Raw genomic sequence first — 24,477 nt, forward strand, 5'->3', positions numbered from 1 at the left:
GCGTGATAGGCCCTTATCCCCCGGTGATCAATTGCAGCGCGATGGCGGTGGCGGAAAACAGCACAAACAGCAACCCGCCATCGCGGTTTGACCGGAAAAGGCGCAGCAAAAGCGGGCTGTCGGCCGGATCAAATCGCCGCAACTGCCACGCAATTTGCAACCCCAACGCCAGTGGGGCCATCAGCGCAACGAGTACGACGGTCACATGTGCGCCCCAAACCGCGATTAAAACCGCTGCGGCGCTGAGGATGACGGCAATCAGCCCGAACCGCACCAGCCAGCGTGGGCTATCGTCGCCAAACAGGCGTGCGGTCGACTTTACGCCGATCAGTGCGTCGTCCTCGTAGTCCTGATGGGCGTAGATGGTGTCGTAAAACAGCGTCCAAGCGATGCCGGCCAGATACAAAACGACCGCCGGCCACCCGAGGCTGCCGGTATGTGCCGTCCACCCCAGCAGCGCGCCCCAATTGAAGGCGATGCCCAAAAACGCCTGCGGCCACCATGTAAAGCGCTTCGCGAACGGGTAGACCAGCACCGGCACCAGCGCCAGCACCCCCAACACAATGGCGCCGGTGTTGAACGTTAGCAAAATCAACGCGGACAGGCCAGTCTGAATCGCCATCCAAGCCAGTGCGCCGCGCACCGTGACCTGCCCCGACGGGATGGGCCGCTGGCGCGTCCGCTCGACCCGCCCGTCGATGTCGCGGTCGGTGATGTCGTTCCAGGTGCAGCCTGCGCCGCGCATCAAAAACGCGCCCAAGGCACAGCCGGCGGCGATCCACAGGTCGTACCAGCCCAACCGTCCGTCATGCAAAATCGCCAGCAGCAGCGACCACCAGCAGGGCAGCAGCAACAGCCACGTGCCAATGGGGCGGTCGGCGCGCGACAGGCGCAGCCACGGGCGCCAGCGGGCGGGGGCGCGCTCGGCCCAGTTGTCGGCGCTGTCGGCCACACGTTCTTGGGGCGGGGGGGCTGGCGTGTGCGGGGCGCTGCGCATATCTTCGTTCCATGACAAGCAAGATCCGCCTCTTTGTAGACCAACCACTGTCCCTTGGGCAAACCGTTCCCCTGACCAGCGATCAGGCGAATTACCTGTTCAATGTCATGCGCTTGCAGGTGGGGGCAGTACTGTCGCTGATCAACGGCCGCGATGGCGAATGGGATGGCACGGTCGTCCACGCTGCCAAACGCGCTGGCGCGTTGCAGGTTGGCGCGCAAACCCGTCCGCTACAGCCGCCGCCCGACCTGTGGCTGGCCTTTGCGCCGATCAAAAAGGCGCGTACAGATTTCATCGTCGAAAAAGCGACCGAGCTGGGCGCCGCGCGAATCATTCCCGTCCTGACCGACCACACCAATTCCGAGCGGGTGCGCCGCGACCGCCTGCAAGCCCACGCGCTGGAGGCGGTCGAGCAATGCGGCGGCACCTTCCTGCCCGAGGTTGCAGACCCCACCGCTTTGGGCGCGTTTCTGGACAGCTTCCCCGCTGAACGTCACCTGTGGTTTTGCGACGAGGCACTGGTCGGCCAAAGCGCTGGCTTTCCGCCCGACGCGCCCGCGGGTCCGTCTTGCATCCTGATCGGGCCGGAGGGTGGTTTTTCTGCGCGTGAACGCGACCGCTTGCGGGCCTTACCCTTTGCACGGTCAATCGCGCTGGGCCCGCGGATTTTGCGGGCTGATACTGCAGCCGTTGCTGCCCTCACACTGTGGCAGGCACGTATGGGTGACTGGGGCCATCATGGTTGAAAAACGTCTTGAATGGGCGCGCTGGGCCGAGGTAATCGCAGGCGTAGCTGTGCTGGGCATGGCCGCGTGGTGGTTGCGCAGCAGCTATGGCTTGTCGCGCATCCCCGGTTGGGCAGGCCTTGCGCTAGGCGCGGTGCTGATCTGGATTGGCATCCAGCGCCTGCGATTTGGCGCGCAGCGGGGCGGCTTGGGTGTTGTCCAACTGGATGAACGGCGCCTGACCTATATGGGCCCGTTGACAGGCGGCATGATTGATTTGGACGATCTGGCGCGGCTGGACTTCGACGGAACCGGTCGCCCACCGCATTGGGTGCTAACCGGACGCAACGGCACTTTGCTGGCCATCCCCATCAATGCCGAAGGCGGCGAGCGTCTTTTCGATGCGTTTTCCGCACTTCCCGGCCTCAGTTCCGCCCGCCTGTCGGGCATTGTCATGAAAAAGGAACGTCAGCGTGTGCTGATTTGGAAAGAGTGACCTGCCATTGACTTGTCGTGCAGTTTTCTCCACCTCTTGCCAACCCACGGTTTGACCCGTTTCTACTGTCCTAACAGGAGCGCAGCATGTCCATCCCGCAATCCGGCGGCGGCCCCATCGAGCGGCCCGAGCAACTGGCGGAATTCCTGGCAAAGGGCTGTAAACCGAAAACCGAATGGCGCATTGGGACCGAACATGAAAAGTTCGGCTTCCTGACCGCAACCCAGCAGCCGCTGCCCTATGACGGTATCAAAGCGCTGATGGAAGGGTTGCAGGCCCGCTATGGCTGGGCCCCTGTGACCGAGGGCGAAAACCTGATCGGGCTGAAGCGTAACGGCGCGAACATCAGCCTTGAACCCGGCGGGCAATTCGAATTGTCGGGGGCACCGCTGGAAAGCATCCACCAAACGCGAGACGAATTGCAGAACCATCTGGACGAGGTCGCCGCGATTGCCGGCCCGATGGGCGTCGGGTTCTACAGCGTCGGCGCCGCGCCAATTTGGCGCGCGGCCGATATGCCGGTGATGCCCAAGGGCCGTTACCGCCTGATGACGGATTACATGGGCCGTGTTGGCACCCATGGCACGCAGATGATGTATCGCACCTCGACCGTGCAAGTGAACCTCGACTTCGGATCCGAGGCAGACATGGTGCAGAAAATGCGCGTGGCACTCGCTCTGCAGCCGGTTGCGACAGCGCTGTTCGCCAGCTCGCCGTTCTTTGACGGGGCGCTGAATGGCCACCGCAGCTGGCGATCGCGTATCTGGCGCGGGCTGGATGACAGCCGCACGGGCATGTTGCCTTTCGTGTTCGACGACGGTTTTGGCTTCCAGCGCTATGTCGATTGGGTGCTGGATGTGCCGATGTACTTCGTCTACCGCGACGGCCAGTATATCAACGCACTGGGCCAGTCGTTCCGCGCCTTCCTGCGGGGCGAGTTGCCCGCGCTGCCCGGTGAAGTGCCGACCCTGTCCGACTGGGCCGACCACCTGACGACCGTGTTCCCCGAAGCGCGGCTGAAACAGTTCATCGAAATGCGCGGGGCCGATGCGGGCAGCCAAGCTCATCTGGTGGCGCTGCCTGCGTTCTGGGTTGGGTTGACTTATGACCAGACCGCGCTGGATGCCGCCTATGACCTTATCAAGATGTTAAATGCCTCGACCCGCGAGGGGTTGCGCGTGGCTGCTTCGGAGCAGGCGTTAGCCGGTGTCGTTGACGGCGTCGCATTGCGTGATTTGGCGCGGGAAGCTGTGAAGATTTCCGAAGCGGGCTTGAAAGCGCGTGGCTTGGGCGAGGAAATCTATCTGGCCCCGTTGATCGAAGATGCGGCCAGCGGTGCGGTTCAAGCCGACCGTCTGATTGCAGCTTACGAAGGTGAATGGGGTCGCGACCTGACCAAGATCTACGCCGCGACCCGACTGTAATTACTTCTGACCGATCTTCGATTCGGTTCCGGCCAGCAGCCGCGCAACGTTGGCGCTATGACGCCACCAGATCAGCACGGCGAGCACCGCGAGCAGAACGAACGTATGCCCGTTGCCCGTGAACAGGGCGAAAAACGGGGCCAGTGTGGCGGCGGCCAAAGCCGCCGCGCTGGAATACCGCAGCGCAAAGGCCAAAATTAGCCACGTTGCCGCCGCCAGCAGGCCTGCAGGCCAGCACAATGCCAAAATCACGCCAAAGAACGTGGCGACGCCTTTGCCGCCTTTGAACCCCAGCCAAACGGGGAAGCAATGGCCGATAAAGGCGGCCAAAGCGGCGATCTGTGCGGCATCTTCGCCCGCAAAGGCGCGGGCCAGCAGCACGGCAACCGCGCCCTTCAGCCCGTCCAGCAACAGCGTCAGCGCCGCTGCCTTTTTGTTGCCGGTGCGCAGCACGTTGGTCGCGCCGATATTGCCCGACCCGATTTGGCGCAAATCGCCCAAGTTCATTGCCCGCGCCAGCAGCAGCCCGAACGGAACCGAGCCGAGGCCGTAGCCGATAATCGCCCACAGCAGCAGCACGGGCAGGGGGGAAGTGAAATCAGGCATCAGGGTTTCCTCCGAAAATGCGGGTGCCGCCAACCCATGTCCCGATCACGCGGCCTTGCAGGCGGGCACCATCGAACGGGGTGTTTTTGGATTTGGATTCGAGGCTAAAGCGATCCAGCACGAAAGGCGCGTCGGGATCGAACATCACCAGATCGGCGGGGGCACCAATGCGCAGGCGACCGCTGTCCAGCCCAAGGCGTTTGGCGGGGTTCAGTGCCAGCGCACGGAACAGTTGCACCAGCGACAGATGCCCCGCATGGAACAGGCGCAAGCTGGCGGGCAGCAGTGTTTCCAGCCCCACAGCGCCGCTGGCCGCGACTTCAAACGGCAGGCGCTTGGATTCCTCGTCCTGTGGGGTGTGCATCGAACAGATGATGTCGATCAGCCCTTCAGCCACCGCAGCGATGGCGGCCAAGCGGTCTTCCTCGGCGCGCAGGGGCGGCGTCATTTTGAAGAAGGTGCGATAGTCGGCCACGTCCAGATCGTTCAGCGTCAGGTGGTGGACCGAGATCCCCGCCGTGATGTCCAGCCCGTTTTCCTTGGCGCGGCGCAGGGCGGGCAGGGCGCGGGCGGTGGTGATCTGGTCAATGTGCAGCCGCGCGCCGGTCATTTCCAGCAGCGCGATGTCACGGTCGAGGCCCATACGCTCGGCCATGGGCGACACGGCAGGAATACCGCGCAGGCTGGCGAACGCGCTGGATGTGGCCGCAGCCCCAACCGACAGGCCGGGGTCTTGCACATGGGCGATCACCAGCGCGCCCAGTGATTTCGCATAGGTTAGCGCGCGGGAATAGACGCGAGTGTTGGTGATGACGTGGTCGGCATCGGTGAAGGCGACGGCACCTGCGTCTTGCAAAAAGCCGATCTCGGTCATCTCGCGGCCTTCGCGGCCTTTGGTTAGGGTCGCCATCGGCAGCACGCGCACTTGCGCGACGGCGCTGGCGCGGCGGGCGACGAATTCCAAAATCTCGGGCGTGTCGATGACGGGGTCGGTATCGGGGCGGGTGACGATGGTGGTCACGCCCCCCGCTGCCGCCGCACGCCCGGCCGAGGTGAAGCTTTCCTTGTGCCGCTCGCCCGGCTCGCCCACCTTTACGCCGATGTCGATGATGCCGGGGGCAAGGCAAAGGCCGCCCGCGTCGATCACCTGCGTATTTTCATCGGCGTCGAAGGCGTCACTGATTAGGCCGTTGCGGATGAACAGCGAACCTGTGCTTTCGCCCAGTTCCGGATCGATCAGGCGGGCGTTGGTGATGATGATGTCTTGCATGCGTGCCCCCTTAGATCAATTCGCCGTTCACAGCGGCATTCCCGCGCCGCGCGCGCAAGTTACGCGCCAGCAGGTCCATCGCGGCCATGCGCACGGCTACGCCCATCTCGACCTGCGTCTGGATGGCGGATCGGTGGATGTCGTCGGCGATCAGACCATCAATTTCCACGCCGCGATTCATCGGGCCAGGGTGCATGACGATGGCGTCGGGCGCGGCAACCGACAGTTTGGCCGCATCCAGGCCGTAGCGGTGGTAGTATTCGCGTTCGGACGGGATGAAGCCGCCGTCCATCCGTTCTTTTTGCAAGCGCAGCATCATGACCACGTCGGCACCTTGCAGGCCCGCGCGCATGTCGTCGTACACCTCGACCCCGAACTGCGCGAAGGCGGCGGGGATCAGGGTCGGTGGGCCGACCAGGCGCACGCGGTTGCCCATCTTGCCCAACAGCAAAATGTTCGACCGTGCCACGCGGCTGTGCGTGACATCCCCGCAAATAGCGATGGTCAGTCCGGTAATGCGGCCTTTGGCGCGGCGTATAGTCAGCGCATCCAGCAGGGCTTGGGTCGGGTGTTCGTGCTTGCCGTCGCCCGCGTTCAGCACGGCGCAGTTCACCTTTTGCGCCAGCAGGTCGACCGCGCCCGAATGGGGGTGGCGCACGACCAGTAGGTCGGGGCGCATCGCGTTCAGCGTCAGGGCGGTGTCGATCAGCGTCTCGCCCTTTTTCACGCTGGATGTCTGCATCGACATGTTCATCACATCTGCCCCGAGGCGCTTGCCCGCCAGTTCGAAACTGGACTGCGTGCGGGTGGAGTTTTCGAAGAACATGTTGATCTGCGTCATACCCACCAGCGCGTCGCGGCGGGTGTTGCCGCGGCGGTTGCTGGCGGCGTAGCTATCCGCCAGATCGATGATGGTCGTGATCTCGTCCCGCTCCAGGGGCTCGATCCCCAGCAAGTGGTTGGCCCGAAAGCTCATGCGCATCTCCTACTGCCGGAAGTTCCGCAGGCGCTTATAAGTGCCTGCGTCACCGGCAGCAAGATTCAGTAGTCGCGCAAAAAGACGCGGCCCGCGTTGCAGGCGGCGCGGCAATCGGTGGCGTCGTTCATAATGTCGTCCATCAGCATGATGCTGGATGTGCCAGGCCCTTCAAATCGCCAGTCGTCGCATTCGCCGTCGTTCGACCACTGGCCGCTGTCATCGCCAAAGTTGATGGCGGTGCATTGGGTCGCGGCGCGGGCGACGTTCGGGTCCCACAGCTGCACTTGGCCGCGGGCGAATTGCGCGCCGCAGTCGGTTGCGTCTTTGCCAATGTTTGCGGTGTCTACCGAGCGGGCCATTCCGGGCCCGAAGAAGCGGCGGTCGTCGCATTCGCCGTCGCCGGGCCACCCGCCGCTGTCGTCGCCAAAGACCACGCCTGCAGGGGCCTGCACGGCGTTGCCTGCGGGCGGCGGCGCTTTGACTGGGGCGGGCGCTTCGGCGATCAGCCAGATCTCGCCCGCCTCATACAGGGTTTGGCAATCGGTTGCGTCTTTCATTAGGTCGACGATCACGTTCAGGCTGGACGCACCGGGCCCCGCAAAGCGCGGGTCGTCGCATTCTCCGTCGTTCGCCCATGCGCTGGTATCGTTGCCAAAGTCCAATGCGCTGGCGGGCGTGCGGGTCTGGGCGGATGCGGCGCTGCAAAGGGCGACCAGCGCGGCAGCGGTAAGAATGCGGTGATGGGGCACGTGGGGCACGCCTTGTAGTTTCAACTTGGCGCTAACTTATTCGTGATTGGGCTCGCCCTGCAATCCATCCGCTGCGAGGTGTCGGTGGCTTTCCGCTGATCGCACGCGCCCGATGGTGGGGGCGTAAATCCGCGTGAAAGGTTGCAATAGCCGCTTCGCGCCTGCATATAGTGGCAAAAGGCCCGCAGACAGCTTGGTGACAGATGAACTACCTCGATTTTGAAAAACCTTTGGCCGAAATTGAAGGCAAAGCCGAGGAATTGCGCGCCGTCGCGCGCGAAAATCCCGAGATGGATGTCGAGAAGGAAGCTGCCGCGCTGGATAAAAAAGCGGGTGAGCTGCTGGCGCAACTTTACGCCGGTCTGACGCCGTGGCGCAAAACGCAAGTCGCCCGCCACCCCGACCGCCCGCATTGCAGCGATTACATCAAGGCGCTGTTCACCGATTACATGCCGCTGGCAGGTGATCGCAACTTTGCCGACGACCTGTCGGTGATGGGCGGAATGGCGCGCTTCAACGGCAAGGCCGTCATGGTCATCGGCCACGAAAAGGGCAACGATACCAAGTCGCGCATCGCGCATAACTTCGGCATGGCCCGCCCCGAAGGGTACCGCAAAGCCATCCGTCTGATGGATATGGCCGACCGCTTCGGTCTGCCGGTCATCACGTTCATCGACACACCCGGTGCCTACCCCGGTAAAGGCGCCGAGGAACGCGGTCAATCCGAGGCAATCGCCCGCTCGACCGAGAAATGCCTGGCGCTGAAGGTGCCGCTGGTGTCGATCGTCATCGGCGAAGGTGGCTCGGGCGGGGCAGTGGCCTTTGCGACGGCTAACCGTGTCGCCATGCTGGAACATTCGATCTATTCGGTCATCTCGCCCGAGGGCTGCGCATCCATCCTGTGGAAGGATTCGAACAAGATGCGCGAAGCCGCCGAGGCCCTGCGCCTGACCGCCCAAGACCTGCAAGAGCTGGGCGTGTGCGATTGGGTCATCCGCGAGCCTGTTGGGGGCGCGCATCGCCTGCCGCAAGATGCGATCAAATCGGTCGGCCTTGCGATCGAGACGATGCTGTCGGAACTGGTCGACCGTCCGGGCGATGACCTGCGCAAGGGCCGCCGGCAGAAATTCCTCGGGATGGGTGCCAAGGGTCTGGCCGCCTAATCACGGCATTTTCGCACGGCATGGCTGAAAATCGCCATGCTGCAAGGCGCGGCGCTGGCAGCGGCCGCGCCTTGTGCTATTGCAGGGCAAAATCCCTTCAAGCACGAGACAGAACATGACCCCAGCCAAGCGCCCCGACCGGATCGAATATGTGGTGGAGGGCGGTTTCAAACTGTCTGGTGCAATCGAGCCGTCGGGGAATAAAAACGCCGCGCTGCCGATTATCGCCGCAGCACTGATGACCGACCAGCCGGTCGAGCTGACCAACGTGCCGCGCATCCGCGATGTCGAGGCGCTGATCGACCTGATCATCACCCTTGGCGTCGATGCGGCGTGGACAGGCCCGAACGCGCTGCGCATTCACGCGCAAAAGGTGCAGCCGACGACGCTGGATCCGGTGCTGTGCGCGCAGATCCGTGCCTCGATCCTGCTTGCGGGGCCGGTGCTGGCGCGCTGCGGCCATATCACGCTGCCGCCGCCCGGGGGGGTATGTGATTGGCCGCCGTCGCTTGGACAGCCATTTCCTTGCGCTGCGCTTGCTGGGCGCGACGATCACGCTGGATAACGACTTCCACTTCACCGCCGACGGCCTGACCGGCGCGGATGTGTTCTTGGACGAGCCCTCGGTCACCGCGACCGAAAACGCGATCTGTGCCGCCGTCGCCGCCAAGGGTACCACCGTCTTGCGCAACTGCGCATCGGAACCGCATGTGCAGGATCTGGCCAACTTCCTGAACGGGATGGGCGCGAAGATCACCGGCATCGGGTCGAACTGCATGACGATCGAGGGCGGGCAGCCGCTGACCGGCACCAGCTTCCGCATCGGGCCGGACCATATCGAGGTCGGCTCGCTGATTGGTCTGGCAGCTGCGACGGATTCGGCGCTGCGCATCTCCAATGCCGGCGTGCAGCACCTGCATTCCACGCTGATGGGGTTCGAGAAACTGGGCATCCATTGCCAGATCGACGGCGATGATCTGGTCATCGCTGCAGGGCAGGCCAAGCAGATCCAGCCCGATTTCGGGGGCCACGTTCCGAAGATCGAGGATCAGCCCTGGCCCGCATTCCCCGCCGACACCATGTCGATCGCCATCGTCACCGCCACGCAATGCGAAGGCATGGTACTGATGTTCGAAAAGATGTTCGAATCGCGCATGTTCTTTGTCGATAAGCTGATCGGGATGGGCGCGCGTATTGTGCTGTGCGATCCGCACCGCGCGGTCATTTCCGGCCCGACCCAACTGCGCGCCGCGCGGCTGGAAAGCCCCGACATTCGCGCAGGGATGGCCATGCTGATCGCCGCCATGGCTGCCGAGGGCACCTCGGTCATCAATAACGCGCAGCAGATCGAGCGGGGATACGAGCGGATCGACGAGCGTCTAAACGCCATCGGGGCCCGCATCACCCGTATTCCCGCGCGCGACTAGCGCGCGGCGCGGGCCTCGGCCACCAGCGCGGTGGAGGCGGTTTCGACCGCCTCTTCCAGCCGCTGCATCAGGTCGGGGCCTTCAAGACCTGCGGGAATGGCGGGAAGGAATTCCATCACCGCCGTCCCCGGATAGCGCAAAAAGCTGCGCTTGGGCCAAAACAGGCCGTGGTTGACAGCCACGGGAATGCATTCGGTGCCCATTTCCTGATACAGTGTCACGATGCCGCCCTTGTAGGGGCGCTTTTCATCGGGGGCCACGCGCGTGCCCTGCGGGTAAATGACAAGCTGCCCCGGGTCGGCTGCACCTGCCGCAACTTCGGCCTTCATCTTGCGGATCGCTTGGCGTCCTTTGCCGCGCTCGACCGGTATGCATCCAATCCGCAGTGCGTATTGTCCCACGATGGGCGCATAGACCAATTCCTGCTTCATGATGAACTTCGGGCGGGGCAGCACCGATAGCTGCATGATAATGTCCATGAAGGATTCATGCTTGGACCCCAGCAGAACCTCGCCCTGCGGAACAGGGCCGCGCACTTCGGTTTTAACACCCGCCGCAAAGGCCAGCGCCCAGCGGATGTAATTGGCAAAACTCCGCGCGCCAATGATGGCCCCACGATTTGAAAACAGCGCCCAAGGGGCGAACACCACCCCGAACACCAGCATCCCGCCATACATAAGCACCTGAAACAGCGCCGAGCGGACCCATAAAATAAGTGTCTTCATGATTGTTCCCGCAGGTGACGCCGCGTGGCGGCGCGCGTTGCAAAATAACCGGCGGTGGCCGCCAAAATCGGAATAAGCAGCGACCACATCCAATCAGCCCCCGCAAAACTAAGGCCCGTCAGAAAGCCGCCATCGGCCCCGCCATCGGGCAGCATCATAATCGCGCCGACGCCGATCAGCGTGCCGCCCGCCGCGCCAATCAGGGCGCGCAGTGTGAAGCGGCGTACGAAAGCGCCCGCGATGTAGCTGTCTTGCGCGCCGACAAGTCGCAGCACGCGAATGATCTGCGCATTGGCCGCCAGCGCCGATTGGGCGGCCAGCATGACCATTGCGGCAGTGGCCGCGCCGATCAGACCTAGCGCCGCAAACCCCAGCAGCCGCAGGCGCTGCGCCGATTTCAGCAGCGGAATGCGCCAGCGGGAATGGTCGTCCAGCACCGCGCCGGGCACCTCGGCCTGCAGGCGCGCGCGCAGGCCCGCAGCATCAAAGCCGTCGTTATCGGCGCTGATGTCGATAATTTGCGGCAGGGGCAGGTTTTCAATGGGCGCGCCGGGGCCGAGCCAAGGCTCCAGCAGCAGGGCTTGTTCTTCGTCGGTCAGGCGGCGGTAATCTGAAATGCCGGGCGTTTGGCCCAGCACCCGCAAGGCGGTGGCAACTTGGGTTTCGACCTCGTCCGCAGGGGCCGAGATGCGCAGTGTCGCGCTGCGGGCGAGTTCGTTCGACCAGCGGTCGGCCAGACGGTCGGTCGCCAGCATAAAGGCTAGCGAAAACACCGCCAGAAACGCCATGGCAAAGGCGGTGAAGGTCGTCAGCCGCGCGGTGTAACCGGTGGGGGGGACGGCGCGGTCAGCCTCGGGATTGCCGGTCAGCAGGGCTAGAATGCGGCGTAGCAGGTCGTTCATAGGTCGGCCCCCGCCGATTGCAGGCGGCGTTCGCGCAGACGCAGGATGCGGACGGGTACGTGGGCTTTGGCGGCGCGAATCAGGTTCAAGTCGTGGGTGGCGACCAGCACGGCCTTGCCCATCCGGTTCAACTCGACCAACAGCATCAGCAGGCGCTGAGACATTTCCCAGTCGATGTTGCCGGTTGGCTCGTCGGCCAGCACAACGTCGGGCGATGCGATGACCGCGCGGGCAAGGGCGGCACGCTGACGCTCGCCCCCTGATAGCTGCGGCGGCAATTGTTCGGCCTGCGCCGTCAGTCCCACCCATCCCAACAGATCGGGCAGATATTCGCTGCCTTCGGCTTGCCTCCCCGACACGGTCAGCGGCAGCATGATGTTTTCGGCCAGTGGCAGGTGGTCAAGGAATTGGCAGTCTTGGTGCACCACCCCGATGGCACGGCGCGCCATGGCAATACCGTCGCGGCCAATGCTGCGGGCGTCTTGTCCGAACAAGCTCACCGACCCTTCGGTTGCCAGCAATTCGCCATAGCATAATTTCAGCAGTGTCGTTTTGCCCGCGCCCGACGGCCCCGTCAGAAAGTGGAACGACCCGGGCTGTAACGACAGCGAAACGCTGTTGAAAAGCTCGGCCCCGCCGTAAGAATAGGCGACGTTGCGCAACTCGATCACGGTGATCCCCTTTTGCCTGTAGTCCCCTTGTGCCTTGATCTGGCGCCGGTTTCAATCTGCGCCGGATGCGCAAGCGGCGGGGTTGGCGGGCGGTCGCGCAGTTGTTAGTGTGGGGCGATCGCGCGGGTGCCAGCCGCCTGCGCAGCAAGGAGTGGAACATGCGGCTTGTCTGCCCCAATTGCGGCGCCACCTATCAGGTGTCCGGCGACCTTATCCCGGACAGCGGGCGTGATGTTGAATGTTCCGCCTGCGGGCAAAGCTGGTTCGTTATCTACCCGCATGCGGCTGGCCCCAGCGTAGAATCTGCGCCCAACGCTGCTTCGCACATTGTGCCACCCGCACACCTTGGCCCCAAAAGCACCGTTAGCCCTGCCGTGGCCGAGATTTTGCGCGCCGAGGCCGCGTTCGAGGCGAAGGCCCGCATAGACGAGCGTAGCGCAGGCGATACGCCCCCTGAGGATGTGGCCGATGCGCCGCCCGCTAGCGATAGCGATTTGGATTATGCGGCCCCCGACGTCGCCCCAGCGGTGAATGCCGATCACGCCCCAAAATACCGCAGCGATTCGACGCCGCTGCCGCCGCCACTTTTCCGCCCCGCCAGCGCAGCCGAGGCCGAGGCCGCCCGCGCCGCCGCCGCTGCAGCGCGTGCGGCCGCAGCGACCCCCTCGGCCGCATTGGTGCCCCATGTCGCGCCCCCGCAGCCGCCCGAGGCGAGCGGGGCGGGCGGCGGTTTCTTGGCGGGTTTGCTGTTCGCAGGTGCTATCGCGCTGACGCTGGTTCTGCTCTATCACGGCGCGCCCGCGATTGTGCAGGGCTGGCCGTCGGCTGCAGATTACCTGCAGCCTTATGTCGCGTGGGTCGATGGCGCGCGCCTGTGGGTGCAAGACCAAGCTGCGGCGATCTTTCCCCGTTAACACTTCGAAACTTGAAGGGTAGCGCTGCCTACTGCTCTAGCAGGCGGCGCAGGTAGTCCAGTTCTTGCTGGGCGCGTTCGCGTTCGCCCGCGCGGCGGCGCAGCTCGTTCAGGATGTCCTCGGCGCGGCGGGGGCCGTTTTCGTCGGGCAGCACGTTTTCCTGATTTCCCTGCGGGCCACCCGCGCCGCCGCCGCGCCCCAGCGGGTCGTTGCGTTCGGGGCTGCTGGCCGAGGGATTCTCGTCCGTCTGCGACAGCGGGCCTTCGCCTTGCGCGTCATTCATGGCGTCACGCAGGGCTTGCATCCCCTCGCGCAATGCGTCGAGGGCGGCGCCTTGCTGGTCAATCGCGCCGGGCAGGTCGCCATTCTGCAGTGCCGTTTCGGCGTTGTCCATCGCCTCGCCTGCGCGCCCCAATGCATCCTCGGCAGCCTCGGCCGAGGGGCCGGATAGCTGGGGCAACCCGTCTTGCAGGGCATCCAGTTGCGCGCGCAGGGCGCGCTGCGCTTGGCGCAGGGTGTCGGTGTTTTGGTCGCCAGACTCGGAACCCGCGCCAGCACCCTCGTCTTCGCCCGGTTGCGGGCTAGCGCCATCGCCCTGTTGGTCTTGCTGTTCGTCCGCACTTTCGTCGCCCTCACCTTGCGGGTCGGGGGCGTTCCCACGGCTGTCGCCTTGCGTCGGACCGCCGGGCGGGGTATTGCGGTTACGGCCGAATTCTTCCTGCATCTGACGGAAGGTCTCGTCGGCCAAGCCTTGCTGGTTGCGCAGCGTGTCTTGCAAGTCTTGCATCGCGCCGCCTTGGCCGTTTCCGTCCCGACTTTCGCCGCCTTCGCCTTCCTGCATTTGCAGGTTTTCCAGCAGCTCGTTCAACTGGCGCATCAGGTCGGCGGCTTCGGCCATGCGGCCTTCGTTCATCAATTCCTGGATACGGTCCATCAGGGCCTGAATCTGGTCCTGTGTGACGGTCTGGGTCTCGCCTTCCTCGCGCGGGGGGCGGTCGAGGGTGGATTCGCCGGGCGTCATGTTCTGGGCCAGCATGTCCAGATAGTCCTCGGTCGCGGCGCGCAGTTCGTCCATCAACTCTTGGATCTCGGCCTCGGATGCGCCGCTGCGCATCGCCTCGTCCAGCCGCTCTTGCGCGCGGCGCAGGCGGGCGCGGGCGTCGGCAAGGGCGCCTTCCTCAAACTGCATGGCGATTTCCCATAGCAGTTGGGTCACTTCGGGGCGGTCTACATCGGGGCGGTCAAGCAGGCGGATGGCGTATGCCAAACGCAGGCGAGTGTTGCGGTTGGTGATCAGCGTCTCGGGGCGATAGGCGGTGGCGCGCAGCAGCCCCAGCACGCGGCCCGCGTTCTGCGGTGACCACAGCAGGTCGCGCCGCTGCTCGGCAATGGCGCGCGCCACCGGCTGGAAGAAACGCTTGCCCGGCAGAATCATTTCGATCGCCTCGGACCGGCCGATCTGGCCTGCGGCGTCCGTCACCTCGGCTTGCACGATGACGGGCAGGCCGGCGAGGGCGGTTTGCGACAATGTGTCGGTGATCGTGCCCGATACCTCGCGCCGCGCCCCCGAAAACGGCAGCGGCAAATCCAGCACGATCGGCTCTACCCCCTCGGGCGCGGTGGCAAGGCCGTGGCGGCGGTCGATCTTGTTCAGATCGAGCGTGATCGTCACATGCCCGCCGGTGATTGCGTAGTCGTCCAGCGCGGTGAAGGGCCATTCGAACTGGCCATCGGCGGTCGCTTTGCGGTCTGGCAGCAGTGTGATTTCGGGGGGCTGGTCGGGCAGCATGCCGACATCCCATTCGGCGCCGGGGGCCCCGTTGATGATCAGCGTGCCATCTTGCGCGACGGTGAACACTTGCTCGGGCGCCTGCGCATCGGCCTGCGGCGCGGCGACCGTTTGTTCGACGGATAGCACATGCTGAGTGTCATACAGGTTCAACTGGATACGCGTGCCCTCGGGCAGATCCAGCGAGCCTTCGGGTTGGTCACCCAGATAAAGCGTCGGCAGGCCGGTGAACCCGGGCGGAATCGCCCAACCTTCCCAGCTGGCGATATCGGCCGGAAGGCCGGTGAAATCGGGGGCGGGGGGCGGCGCCAGCGCGCTGCGTTGGCCGAAAACGGCGGCAACAACCAGCGCGATCAGCGCCATGTAGCGCAGGCCGAAGGAATCGGATTTGGCGACATCGAAATGCGGGGCAACCGCGCGCGCGCCGCCTGCGGTGCGGATCATGCGCCGAATATGCGCGTGCCACAGCGCGGTAGCCTGCGGGTCGTCCGTGCCCGTCGCTTGACTGTCGAGCAGCGTCGCCAGCGGCTGCCCCGCCATCGTCGCATCCAACCGGTCGATGACTTGGCGCGGCGTCGGGTGGCGGTAGTGCCGCGCGCCCCATGCCGCCAAGCCTGCAGTTACCGCTGCGCCTGCGCCCAGAACCCCCCATAATCCGCCGCCCGACACCCAGCCCGACAGGGTCAGCGCGGTGGTGCTGGCCAGTGCCACCCATGCCGGCCAGAACGCGCGTGCGCCGCGTTCCAGCACCATGGCTGCTTTGGTCAGGCGAAAGGGGCGGTCCAGCCCAGCGTCCAATGCCAGCAGCGCCCTGATGGGTTCAGGGCGGCGTGCGTGGCGGTCGGCTTTGCTGGTGCGCTTGGCGAACAGGGCGTCGTCTCCTTCAAAGCCACGCGGGAATGGTATCGCGGGCGATCATCTCCTCATAGCTGGGACGGGCGCGGATAACTGCGAATTGATCGCCGTTGACCAGCACCTCGGGCACCAGCGGGCGCGAGTTATATTCCGACGCCATAACCGCACCATAGGCCCCCGCTGATCGGAATGCCACAAGATCACCCGCCTGTTGGGGCGCCATGGCACGTCCCCGCGCAAAGGTGTCGCCGGTTTCGCAAACAGGGCCTACCACGTCATAAATCGCGCTAGGGTCTTTGGACTCGACCAGCGGTATGATGTCGTGGTGCGCCTCGTACATCGCGGGGCGGATCAGGTCGTTCATCGCGGCGTCGACGATCAGGAAGCGGCGATCCTCGCCCTCTTTCAGGTAGATCACGCGGCTGACCAGTACGCCCGCGTTGCCCGAAATCAGACGACCCGGTTCGATCTCGATCTCGACATCCAGATGGCCCAGCGTTTCCTTGACCATCGCGCCATATTCCGACGGCAGCGGCGGGGCGTTGTTGTCGCGCGAATAGGGGATGCCAAGGCCGCCGCCCAGATCCAGACGGCGGATGGCGTGGCCGTCGGCGCGCAGTACCTCGGTCAATTCGGCGACTTTGGTATAGGCGGCGCGGAAGGGTGCAAGTTCGGTCAGTTGCGAGCCGATGTGCACGTCGATCCCGACGACATCGATACCGGGCAGGCCCGCCGCATAGGCATACACCGCCCGCGCGCGCGAGATAGGGATGCCAAACTTGTTTTCCGACTTGCCTGTCGCAATCTTGGCGTGGGTGTGTGCGTCGACATCGGGGTTCACGCGCACGGCGATGGGGGCGGTCAGGCCCAGCTCGGTCGCGATGGCGGAAATCGCGTCCAGCTCGGGCTCGCTTTCCACGTTGAACTGGCGGATGCCGCCTTGCAAGGTAGTGCGGATTTCCTCGGCTGTCTTGCCGACGCCGGAAAACACGATGCGGTCACCGGGTACGCCCGCCGCCTTGGCGCGCAGGTATTCCCCCAGACTGACGACATCCATCCCCGCGCCCAGATCGCCCAGCGTCTTCAGCACAGCAATGTTCGAGTTTGATTTGACGGCAAAGCAGACCAGATGGGGCAGGCCCGCCAGTGCGTCGTCGAACAGCTTGAAATGGCGCTGCAGCGTCGCTGTCGAATAGACGTAAACAGGCGTGCCAACGGCTTGCGCGATATCTGACAAGCGCACGTTTTCGGCGCAAAGCGGGCCGTCGCGATAGGTGAAATGGTCCATGATGGTCCCTTATCGGCCAATGCCGACGGTTGCGGATTGGCTTGGGGGCGGGGCGATGGGGTCGCCCGCGCGTCCGCAAGCCGCGGTGGCCAGCAGCAGCCCGATCAGCAGGGCGGCCCTCACAGCAGGCCCTTCCAGCGGGCGATCTGCGCGCGGACATTCGACGGTGCCGTGCCGCCGTACGACGTGCGGCTGGCGACCGAATTCTGCACCCCCAGCACGTCGAACACATCGGCGCGAATGCCGGCGTGGACACTTTGCATATCGGCCAACGTCAAATCGGGCAGGTCACAGCCCTTGCTTTCGGCCAGCGCGACCAGCGTGCCCGTCACGTGGTGGGCATCACGGAAGGGCAGGTTCAATTCGCGCACCAGCCAGTCGGCCAGATCGGTCGCGGTCGAAAAGCCGGTCGCTGCGGCTTTTTCCATAACGTCGCGGTTGGCAGTCATGTCGGTAATCATGCCGGTCATTGCGGCCAGTGCCAGCAACAGGTTGTCGGATGCGTCGAAGACCTGTTCTTTGTCCTCTTGCATGTCCTTGGAATAAGTCAGCGGCAGGCCCTTCATCACGGTCATCAGGGCAACGTTCGCGCCCATGATACGGCCGATTTTCGCGCGGATCAGTTCCGCCGCGTCGGGGTTGCGCTTTTGCGGCATGATCGACGAGCCCGTCGACCAGCGGTCCGACATGCGGACGAAGCGGAATTGTGCGGTCGACCAGATCACCAGCTCCTCGGCCAGACGCGAAAGGTGCATCGCGCAGATCGAGGCTGCGGCCAGATATTCCAGCGCGAAATCGCGGTCAGATGTCGAATCAAGCGAGTTTGCGGTCGGGCGGTCAAAGCCCAAGGCCTCAGCCGTCATGTGGCGGTTGATCGGGAACGAGGTGCCCGCCAGCGCGGCAGCGCCAAGGGGCGATTCGTTCATCCGCTTGCGCGCATCGGCAAAGCGCGAGCGGTCGCGGGCGAACATTTCCACATAGGCCATCAGGTGGTGGCCCAGCGTCACGGGCTGCGCGACCTGCAGGTGGGTAAAGCCGGGCATGACCCAGTCGGCGGCAGCCTCGGCCTGCGCCAGCAGCGCCTGAATGATCGCCAGCAGCGCGCCATCGACTGCGTCGCACTGATCGCGCACCCACAGGCGGAAATCGACGGCCACTTGGTCATTGCGCGAACGGGCGGTGTGCAGGCGGCCAGCGGGTTCGCCGATGATTTCCTTCAGCCGCGATTCCACGTTCATGTGGATGTCTTCCAGCGCGGTCGAGAAAGCGAACTTTCCGCCCTCGATTTCTGACAATACGGTGAGGAGGCCTTCCCTGATCGCCTCGGCATCCTTATCGGTGATGATGCCCGTGGCGGCCAGCATGGCGGCATGGGCGCGCGAGCCTTCGATGTCTTGTCGGGCAAGCCGCTTGTCGAACCCGATCGAGGCGTTGATCGCCTCCATGATCGCGTCCGGGCCGGTGGCGAAACGCCCGCCCCACATGGCATTCGAGGTCTTGGTCATGATAATTGTCCTGGGGGATCAGATGCAGAAACTGGTATGGGCGTCTGTTTATACGGCGCTGGCGCTGATGGCAAACACGGCAATGGCCGCCGGTATCGCGGATTTGCGCGAAGGCGATATGCGCAAGCTGGCGGTGCACGATGCGCCCGTTACCGCGTCCAGCGTGACCTTCACATCCGAGGACGGCGATACGATGTCGCTGGCCGATTTGCAGGGCAAAGTGACGGTGCTGAATTTCTGGGCGACATGGTGCGCCCCCTGCCGCGTCGAGATGCCGACCCTGTCCGCGCTGCAGACGCAGCTGGGCGGCGACGATTTTCAGGTGGTGACCATTGCCACCGGCCGCAACGACCGCGACGGGATGGAGCGGTTCTTCGACGAGATCGGTGTCGATAATCTGGATTTGCACACCGATCCACGTCAGGCGCTGGCGCGCGATATGGGCGTGATGGGCTTGCCGGTCACTGTCATTCTGGATCGCGAGGGCCGCGAAGTCGCGCGTCTGATGGGCGATGCCGATTGGTCGAGTGATAGCGCCAAATCCATCATCGGCGCCCTGATCGCGCAAAACTGATGGTACTGCGGGTGCGTCAGCCCCCGACGCACCCGTGCAAATCTACGGCCCCATCGGGTGACAGCACCGTAAAGCGCAGCCGCGACCTGTCGATGCTGCCTTGGCGGTCGCGGGGCATGAAAATCTCGGCCTGCGTATAGATCACATCGCCTTGGCGGCTCGTCTGCGCCTCGCTGACATGGGCGCCGGGGATCCCCGATTCGATGACAGTCACCTCGGGCCCGCCATGGCGGGCGCGCAGGGGAATCGCCGCGCTGATGCTGAAGCCGCGCCGACCGGGGCGAATGTCGCAGCGCACCGGCCCTGCACCGGCCTCGGTTGCGGTTTGGGGGCGGTCGACCAATGCGGCGGCGATCAGCGGGTCGCGCGGGCCATCCTTGGGCAGCGCCGCGTCAAAATCCAGTCGCACGGGGATGCAGATGTCTTTGCAGACGCCGATTTCGATATCGCCGGCGATATGGGCGGGGGCGTCGGGGTCGCTCAGGCTAATTTCGATGGGCAGCGTGACCGAGCCGACATAGCCGATCGTGCGCATTCCAGCGGTCTCGAAAGCCTGCGGAACGGGCCACTGGAACTGCGCGTTGGTAATGTTTTGGCTGGACGTCAGCGCGATTTGCGGCGGAATGCCAGCTTCGCCCGGCGATCGCCAATAAGTCTTCCAGCCCGGGGCCAGTGTAATCTGGACGCCTGCAATCTGCGTGCCGCGGTCTGTCCGCCATCCGGGTAGGATGCGCATATCCACGACATCTGCCAGATCATCGGCATGCGCGGGCGGGGCCATGGCAAAGCTGGCGGCCATGGGCAAAAGGCTGAATGCGGCAAGGGCGATAAGTTTTTTCGGCGTCATGGCGCTTGTGTGCGGCAATTGCGCGCGCAAGAAAAGTCACTTTGACGCGAAACGACTGAAATCTGGCTATTGCGCCCCAGCGTCTGCGATCACATCTTCAAGGGTATGGAAAAGATCGAAAGAAGCCTGACCGGAAAGTTCCTGATCGCCATGCCCGACATGGCTGACGAGCGTTTTCGCCAGAGCTTGGTCTATATTTGCGCCCATGGTGATGATGGCGCGCTCGGCCTGATCATCAACAAACCCGCCGATGGGCTGCAGCTGAATGCGGTGATGACCCATATGGGCATTGATGTGCATACCGATGTGGCCGCCAGCAATGGCCGCGCGCTAATGCGTTTTGGCGGGCCGGTCGAGCCTGGCCGCGGTTTCGTGCTGCACGGCCCCGATTACGAGGCCCCCGAGGGCACCGTCACCGTCAGCGAAGTGATCCGCATGACATCCTCGCGGGATATTCTGGAACAGGTGGCTGTCGGGAACGGCCCGCGCCGCGCGGCCTATTTTCTGGGGTATTCCGGCTGGGATACGGGCCAGTTGGAGGCTGAAATTGCCGATAACGGCTGGCTTGTTGCGCAATCGCCGACGGATCTCATCTTTTCCGACGATTACGACGCCAAATGGGCGCGCGCCCCTGCGTGCCTTGGGGGTCGAGCCTGCGTTGCTATCGGGCAGCGGCGGGTCGGCTTAGCCGTTCTGCCGCCCGAATGCGTCCAGCAGGCGGCCCCGCGCGGCAGGCAGCGGCTTGCCGTCGTGCAGGCGGTTTTGCAAGAACCATCCCGTTGTGGTCAGCGCCGTGATGATTTCATCACGCGGCGCGTCGCCTTCACCGCGCATGACGGCGGGCAGCGGCAATAGGCGGTCGGCCCAATCGCCCGCGCCCGTCCCGCTAACGGCGCGGCCCGATTTGGGCGAGACATAGCACAAATCCGCCGTCGCCCCCGTGACGGCGCAGCGCGACAGGTCAAGGCCAAACCCGGTCTCGCGTAGCAACGACATTTCCCACTGCAGATAGGCGAGGGGCCAGAAATGCGCCCAATCGGGTTGGCCGATCAAGTCCAGCAGCGCGACGCTTTGGGTGAAAAGGGCCGGGTAGGGCAGCCGTTCGGGCAGCGTATCGGCAAGCAGGGCGGTGACAGCCGCACCGGCGGCCAGCGACAGGCGACTTTCCATGATGGCGGCTGCGCGGCTGCGCAGCGGTTCGACCTGTAATGTGCCAAGCTGGTTTTGCAATCTGGCCCGCCAGCGCAGCGAAAGCTGGTTTCCCACGCTCAGCATCGGCTTTTTACGCGTGCTAGCCCCGCCGCGCACAACCCCGCCGACGACGCCATGCACCTGCGTGAACGCGTGAATGATCATCGACGATTCGCCGTGATGGCGTGCGTCCAGCAGCAGCCCCTCGTCTTCCCAATCGATCATGCGCACCCCGTTTTACGTAATGTGCCACGCCAGCACGCGCGCGCCAAGCGGTGCCGGTTGCGGCAAGCGTGGGCGCGGTCTATCACCAAGGAGCCCCATAGGCAGGCCGATAAAAGGAGAGAGACGATGTCCGATGAAACCCGCTTGGCCGCATTACGCGCCAGCATGGCGCAGGCCCAGATTGATCTGCTGGTGCTGGGGCCGGGGTCGAATATGCACTGGGTTTTGGGCTTTCACACCCACCCGGACGAACGCCCCTGCCTGCTGATGGTCACCGCTACGGGGATCGGCATGGTGATGCCCGCCCTGAACGCCGAGGAGGCCCGCAAGCACGACGCCGCCCTGACCCTGTGGACATGGAGCGACGCCGAAGGCCCGCAGGCCGCACTGGATCAGGCCATCGCGGCGCTGGGCGCTGGCACAGCGCGCAAGGTTGCGGTGGATGATGCCATGCGGACCGATTTTTCGCTGCTGGTCTTGGATGCAATCCCGCAAGCAGGCCATGCCTTCGCCTCGGTCGTGATGACCCCGCTGCGGATGCGCAAAGATGCAGCCGAGTTCGAATTGCTACGCGAAAACGCCGCCATCGCCGACCGCGCGATGCAGGCGGCCTATGCCGCCGTCAAGCCTGGCATGACCGAGGCCGATCTAGCCGCCGTCATCCGCAACAGCTTTATCAGCGAAGGCGCACAGCCGATGTTCTCGATCGTTGGCGCGAATGAAAACGGGGCCTTCCCGCACCATTCGACATCGGGCCGCGTTTTGCAGGCGGGCGATGCCATCGTGGTTGATATTGGCGCCGCCAAAGATGCGTTCTCGTCGGATATGACGCGAATGGTCGTCATCGGCACACCAGACGCCGAATATGATGCCGTGCATGCCGTGGTTGAGGCCGCCGTACAAGCCGCTGTTGCCGCAGCGCAGCCCGGTGTGCCTGCCAAGGTTGTCGATCTGGCCGCGCGCGGCGTGATCGAGGCGGCGGGTTACGGTGAATACTTCGTCCACCGGACCGGCCACGGTCTTGGCCTTGATGGTCACGAGGGGCCCTACATCACATCGACATCTGAAACGGTGCTGGATGTCGGCATGGTGTTTTCGATCGAACCCGGAATCTACCTGCCCGGCCGTTTCGGCATCCGGCTGGAGGAGCTGGTCATCCTTCACGCAGACGGGGTCGAGATCCTGTCCAAGCTGCCGCGTGATGCGGTCCGTGTCTGAGGCGCGCGTCTGATTAATCGGCCAGACCATCTTCGGCCAGCAGATGCCGGCCAAGGCGGTCTTCGACCTCGATCACCCATAGATCGGGGTCGAATGAGCGCTGGCGGGCGATGGCAGCGTCGACGCCGCTTTCATCCCCTTCGGCCAACGTCACCCACGCCCGTTGGCCGGTCATCAAATCGTAGCTGCGTTGGAACAGGCGGGCCTGCCCATCAAGCGTGCTGGATTTCACCAGCACCGCCCCTGCGGTCGCATCACCCTTTTTCACGATGAAGGCCGGAATATCGGCCAGGCGCAGGCGCTGCAGATAAGCGCCTACCCAAAAATCGGTCGTCAGGCGGGCCTCAGGCATTCCCGTCTTTGAAGTCGAGGCCCATTTCGGAATAACGCTCGGCTTCTTCCAGCCAGTTCGGGCGGACTTTGACTTGCAGGAACAGGTGGCACTTGCGGCCCATGAATTCCTCTAGCTCAAGCCGCGCAGCTTGGCCGATGGCTTTCGCGGTCTCGCCCTTGCGGCCCAGCACGATGCCCTTGTGGCCGTCGCGCGCGACGTAGATGACCTGATCGATGCGGGCCGATCCGTCGGGGCGTTCTTCCCAGCGCTCGGTCTCGACCGTCAGTTCATAGGGCAGTTCTTGGTGCAGGCGCAGCGTCAGTTTTTCGCGGGTGATTTCTGCGGCGATCATGCGCATCGGCAGATCGGCGATCTGGTCTTCGGGGTAAAGCCACGGGCTGGGCGGCATTTCGCCCGCCAGCCATTCTTTCAAATGGTCGCAACCATAGCCCTTTTCGGCCGAGATCATGAACGTCTGCACGAAGGGGAAGGCCGCGTTAGCTGCTTCGGTCAGAGCCAGCAATTCTTCGGCTTTGACGCGGTCGATTTTGTTGATGACCAGCGCGACAGGCGTTTTGCCGACGCGGTCTTTCAGGCTGTCGATAATCGCCTTGGCGCCGTCGGTCAGGCCACGGTGGGCTTCGATCAGCATCAGGACGACATCGGCATCACCCGCGCCACCCCAAGCCGCGGCGACCATCGCACGGTCAAGCCGGCGGCGGGGGCGGAACAGGCCAGGGGTGTCGACGAACACGATCTGCGCATCGCTCGCAATGGCAACGCCGCGAATACGCGCGCGCGTCGTTTGCACCTTATGCGTCACGATCGAGACCTTGGCCCCGACCATGCGGTTCAGCAACGTGGATTTTCCGGCGTTCGGCTCGCCGATCAGGGCGACAAAACCGGCGCGGGTGTTTTCAGTCGGTTCAGTCATTCTGTGTAACTTTCGTCAGCAAAGCTGCGGCTGCAGCATGTTCGGCAAGGCGTTTCGATCCGGCCTCGCCCGTGGCCGAGGGGCCGGATTGCAATGTCACGCGCACGGTAAAAACAGGGGCATGGTCGGGGCCCGAACGGGCTTCTTCGGCGTAGGAGGGTGGGGTCTGGCCACGCCCTTGGGCCCATTCCTGCAAAGCGGTTTTGGCGTCGCGGGCATCATCGTCGACGCTGTGAATCGACGCCGTCCAGTGCAGCAGCACCACCTTCTTCGCGGCCTCGAAGCCCGCATCCAGATAGACGGCGGCCAGAACAGCCTCCATAGCGTCAGCCAGCACCGCCTCTTTCTTGCGGCCACCGGTCTTCATCTCTGACCGGCCGATACGAAGCGCACTGCCCAAATCGATCATGCGGGCAATTTCGGCGCAGGTTTCGCGGCGGACAAGGCGGTTGAAACGCGGCGCAATCTGCCCCTCGGTTGCCTCGGGGTCGGCCGCCAGCAGCGCCTCGGCGATCACCAGACCCAAAACGCGGTCACCCAGAAACTCCAGCCGCTGGTTGTCCGACCGGTCGGGCGATGACGCCGAGCCGTGCGTCAGGGCGCGCATCAGAATTTCGGTTCTGTGGAATTTGTGACCCAAGCGGTCGGCAAATTCCATGAGGGTCGCTG

General features: G+C 64.2%; 25 protein-coding genes and 1 pseudogene. 10 read left to right on the top strand and 16 right to left on the bottom strand.

Translation table 11 applies throughout. The features are described from left to right. Nucleotides 1-13: 13 nt before the first annotated feature. On the bottom strand, nucleotides 14-997 hold the full coding sequence (gene ubiA, locus BVG79_RS01975; protein ID WP_085785416.1) for a 4-hydroxybenzoate octaprenyltransferase: 984 nt from the start codon (nucleotides 995-997) through the stop codon (nucleotides 14-16). A gap of 11 nt (nucleotides 998-1,008) precedes the next feature. On the opposite strand from ubiA, the gene BVG79_RS01980 reads away from it, so the two are divergent. The 3 genes from BVG79_RS01980 to BVG79_RS01990 all read left to right on the top strand — a co-directional run bounded on the left by BVG79_RS01980 (nucleotide 1,009) and on the right by BVG79_RS01990 (nucleotide 3,642). Continuing rightward, nucleotides 1,009-1,743, top strand: coding sequence for a 16S rRNA (uracil(1498)-N(3))-methyltransferase (locus BVG79_RS01980; RefSeq protein ID WP_085785417.1), 735 nt, complete (start codon nucleotides 1,009-1,011; stop codon nucleotides 1,741-1,743). After that, nucleotides 1,736-2,218 carry a hypothetical protein gene (locus tag BVG79_RS01985; RefSeq protein WP_085785418.1) on the top strand — a complete coding sequence of 161 codons (483 nt, stop codon included), beginning with the start codon at nucleotides 1,736-1,738 and terminating at the stop codon, nucleotides 2,216-2,218. The genes BVG79_RS01980 and BVG79_RS01985 overlap by 8 nt, the downstream gene beginning before the upstream one ends. 86 nt (nucleotides 2,219-2,304) lie before the next feature. Further along, nucleotides 2,305-3,642 (top strand): glutamate--cysteine ligase, encoded by a 1,338-nt coding sequence (locus tag BVG79_RS01990; RefSeq protein WP_085785419.1) that lies wholly within the window; start codon nucleotides 2,305-2,307, stop codon nucleotides 3,640-3,642. Here the strand turns inward: BVG79_RS01990 and plsY are convergent, their stop codons facing one another. The 4 genes from plsY to BVG79_RS02010 all read right to left on the bottom strand — a co-directional run bounded on the left by plsY (nucleotide 3,643) and on the right by BVG79_RS02010 (nucleotide 7,246). Continuing rightward, entirely contained in the window at nucleotides 3,643-4,248 is a 606-nt protein-coding gene (gene plsY, locus BVG79_RS01995; protein ID WP_085785420.1) for a glycerol-3-phosphate 1-O-acyltransferase PlsY, read from the bottom strand. Continuing rightward, nucleotides 4,241-5,518 carry a dihydroorotase gene (gene pyrC / locus BVG79_RS02000; protein WP_085785421.1) on the bottom strand — a complete coding sequence of 426 codons (1,278 nt, stop codon included), beginning with the start codon at nucleotides 5,516-5,518 and terminating at the stop codon, nucleotides 4,241-4,243. The genes plsY and pyrC overlap by 8 nt, the downstream gene beginning before the upstream one ends. A 10-nt stretch (nucleotides 5,519-5,528) precedes the next feature. Continuing rightward, on the bottom strand, nucleotides 5,529-6,494 hold the full coding sequence (locus BVG79_RS02005; protein ID WP_085785422.1) for an aspartate carbamoyltransferase catalytic subunit: 966 nt from the start codon (nucleotides 6,492-6,494) through the stop codon (nucleotides 5,529-5,531). A gap of 65 nt (nucleotides 6,495-6,559) precedes the next feature. Then, nucleotides 6,560-7,246, bottom strand: coding sequence for a hypothetical protein (locus BVG79_RS02010; protein WP_085787189.1), 687 nt, complete (start codon nucleotides 7,244-7,246; stop codon nucleotides 6,560-6,562). A gap of 203 nt (nucleotides 7,247-7,449) precedes the next feature. Here BVG79_RS02010 and BVG79_RS02015 point away from each other — a divergent pair, with 203 nt between their 5' ends. The 3 genes from BVG79_RS02015 (at nucleotide 7,450) to BVG79_RS02020 (ending at nucleotide 9,836) form a co-directional block, all read left to right on the top strand. Then, nucleotides 7,450-8,409 carry an acetyl-CoA carboxylase carboxyltransferase subunit alpha gene (locus BVG79_RS02015; RefSeq protein WP_085785423.1) on the top strand — a complete coding sequence of 320 codons (960 nt, stop codon included), beginning with the start codon at nucleotides 7,450-7,452 and terminating at the stop codon, nucleotides 8,407-8,409. A gap of 115 nt (nucleotides 8,410-8,524) precedes the next feature. Then, a complete protein-coding gene (locus BVG79_RS13770) occupies nucleotides 8,525-8,974 on the top strand; it encodes a hypothetical protein (protein WP_198167873.1) in 450 nt (149 codons plus the stop codon). Next, nucleotides 8,901-9,836: a UDP-N-acetylglucosamine 1-carboxyvinyltransferase gene (locus BVG79_RS02020; RefSeq protein WP_198167874.1), complete on the top strand. Its 936-nt coding sequence runs from the start codon at nucleotides 8,901-8,903 to the stop codon at nucleotides 9,834-9,836. The genes BVG79_RS13770 and BVG79_RS02020 overlap by 74 nt, the downstream gene beginning before the upstream one ends. Here the strand turns inward: BVG79_RS02020 and BVG79_RS02025 are convergent. Genes BVG79_RS02025 through BVG79_RS02035 form a run of 3 tightly spaced genes read right to left on the bottom strand, consistent with a single transcriptional unit; the run spans nucleotide 9,833 to nucleotide 12,134 of the window. Continuing rightward, nucleotides 9,833-10,561, bottom strand: coding sequence for a lysophospholipid acyltransferase family protein (locus tag BVG79_RS02025; RefSeq protein WP_085785424.1), 729 nt, complete (start codon nucleotides 10,559-10,561; stop codon nucleotides 9,833-9,835). The two genes, BVG79_RS02020 and BVG79_RS02025, sit on opposite strands and share 4 nt — an antisense overlap. After that, on the bottom strand, nucleotides 10,558-11,463 hold the full coding sequence (locus BVG79_RS02030) for a cell division protein FtsX (protein ID WP_085785425.1): 906 nt from the start codon (nucleotides 11,461-11,463) through the stop codon (nucleotides 10,558-10,560). The genes BVG79_RS02025 and BVG79_RS02030 overlap by 4 nt, the downstream gene beginning before the upstream one ends. Further along, a complete protein-coding gene (locus BVG79_RS02035; RefSeq protein WP_085785426.1) occupies nucleotides 11,460-12,134 on the bottom strand; it encodes a cell division ATP-binding protein FtsE in 675 nt (224 codons plus the stop codon). Before BVG79_RS02035 ends, BVG79_RS02030 begins: the two co-directional genes overlap by 4 nt. 158 nt (nucleotides 12,135-12,292) lie before the next feature. Between BVG79_RS02035 and BVG79_RS02040 the strand changes: the two genes are divergently transcribed. After that, complete coding sequence (locus BVG79_RS02040) at nucleotides 12,293-13,048, top strand: zinc-ribbon domain-containing protein (RefSeq protein ID WP_085787190.1); 756 nt, start codon at nucleotides 12,293-12,295, stop codon at nucleotides 13,046-13,048. A gap of 28 nt (nucleotides 13,049-13,076) precedes the next feature. On the opposite strand, the gene BVG79_RS02045 is transcribed toward BVG79_RS02040, so the two are convergent. The 3 genes from BVG79_RS02045 to argH all read right to left on the bottom strand — a co-directional run bounded on the left by BVG79_RS02045 (nucleotide 13,077) and on the right by argH (nucleotide 18,485). After that, nucleotides 13,077-15,635, bottom strand: coding sequence for a DUF4175 domain-containing protein (locus BVG79_RS02045; protein ID WP_236951392.1), 2,559 nt, complete (start codon nucleotides 15,633-15,635; stop codon nucleotides 13,077-13,079). A gap of 85 nt (nucleotides 15,636-15,720) precedes the next feature. Next, a complete protein-coding gene (lysA, locus tag BVG79_RS02050; RefSeq protein ID WP_085785427.1) occupies nucleotides 15,721-16,980 on the bottom strand; it encodes a diaminopimelate decarboxylase in 1,260 nt (419 codons plus the stop codon). A gap of 119 nt (nucleotides 16,981-17,099) precedes the next feature. Further along, nucleotides 17,100-18,485, bottom strand: coding sequence for an argininosuccinate lyase (argH, locus tag BVG79_RS02055; protein WP_085785428.1), 1,386 nt, complete (start codon nucleotides 18,483-18,485; stop codon nucleotides 17,100-17,102). A 22-nt stretch (nucleotides 18,486-18,507) separates the two neighbouring features. On the opposite strand from argH, the gene BVG79_RS02060 reads away from it, so the two are divergent. Continuing rightward, nucleotides 18,508-19,059 carry a TlpA disulfide reductase family protein gene (locus BVG79_RS02060; RefSeq protein ID WP_085787192.1) on the top strand — a complete coding sequence of 184 codons (552 nt, stop codon included), beginning with the start codon at nucleotides 18,508-18,510 and terminating at the stop codon, nucleotides 19,057-19,059. A gap of 16 nt (nucleotides 19,060-19,075) precedes the next feature. Here BVG79_RS02060 and BVG79_RS02065 read toward each other — a convergent pair whose 3' ends face one another. Next, nucleotides 19,076-19,906, bottom strand: a complete 831-nt coding sequence (locus BVG79_RS02065; protein ID WP_085785429.1) for a protein-disulfide reductase DsbD domain-containing protein — start codon at nucleotides 19,904-19,906, stop codon at nucleotides 19,076-19,078. 105 nt (nucleotides 19,907-20,011) lie between these two features. On the opposite strand from BVG79_RS02065, the pseudogene BVG79_RS02070 reads away from it, so the two are divergent. After that, nucleotides 20,012-20,594: pseudogene (locus tag BVG79_RS02070) on the top strand (YqgE/AlgH family protein). Here the strand turns inward: BVG79_RS02070 and recO are convergent. After that, complete coding sequence (gene recO / locus BVG79_RS02075; RefSeq protein ID WP_198167909.1) at nucleotides 20,591-21,319, bottom strand: DNA repair protein RecO; 729 nt, start codon at nucleotides 21,317-21,319, stop codon at nucleotides 20,591-20,593. The pseudogene BVG79_RS02070 and the gene recO overlap by 4 nt on opposite strands. A 129-nt stretch (nucleotides 21,320-21,448) precedes the next feature. On the opposite strand from recO, the gene BVG79_RS02080 reads away from it, so the two are divergent. Beyond that, nucleotides 21,449-22,540: a M24 family metallopeptidase gene (locus BVG79_RS02080; protein WP_085785431.1), complete on the top strand. Its 1,092-nt coding sequence runs from the start codon at nucleotides 21,449-21,451 to the stop codon at nucleotides 22,538-22,540. A gap of 13 nt (nucleotides 22,541-22,553) precedes the next feature. Here BVG79_RS02080 and BVG79_RS02085 read toward each other — a convergent pair whose 3' ends face one another. From BVG79_RS02085 to rnc, 3 genes are read right to left on the bottom strand one after another with little or no spacing between them, the layout of a single operon-like run. Continuing rightward, the gene (locus BVG79_RS02085) at nucleotides 22,554-22,892 is read right to left on the bottom strand and encodes a DUF1491 family protein (RefSeq protein ID WP_085785432.1); all 339 of its coding nucleotides are present in this window, start codon (nucleotides 22,890-22,892) and stop codon (nucleotides 22,554-22,556) included. Continuing rightward, nucleotides 22,885-23,808 carry a GTPase Era gene (gene era, locus BVG79_RS02090; RefSeq protein WP_085785433.1) on the bottom strand — a complete coding sequence of 308 codons (924 nt, stop codon included), beginning with the start codon at nucleotides 23,806-23,808 and terminating at the stop codon, nucleotides 22,885-22,887. Before era ends, BVG79_RS02085 begins: the two co-directional genes overlap by 8 nt. After that, on the bottom strand, nucleotides 23,801-24,466 hold the full coding sequence (rnc, locus tag BVG79_RS02095) for a ribonuclease III (protein WP_157115599.1): 666 nt from the start codon (nucleotides 24,464-24,466) through the stop codon (nucleotides 23,801-23,803). Before rnc ends, era begins: the two co-directional genes overlap by 8 nt. Between the last annotated feature and the right edge of the window lie 11 nt (nucleotides 24,467-24,477).

Source organism: Ketogulonicigenium robustum (assembly GCF_002117445.1).
In the GTDB taxonomy this organism is placed as follows: domain Bacteria; phylum Pseudomonadota; class Alphaproteobacteria; order Rhodobacterales; family Rhodobacteraceae; genus Ketogulonicigenium; species Ketogulonicigenium robustum.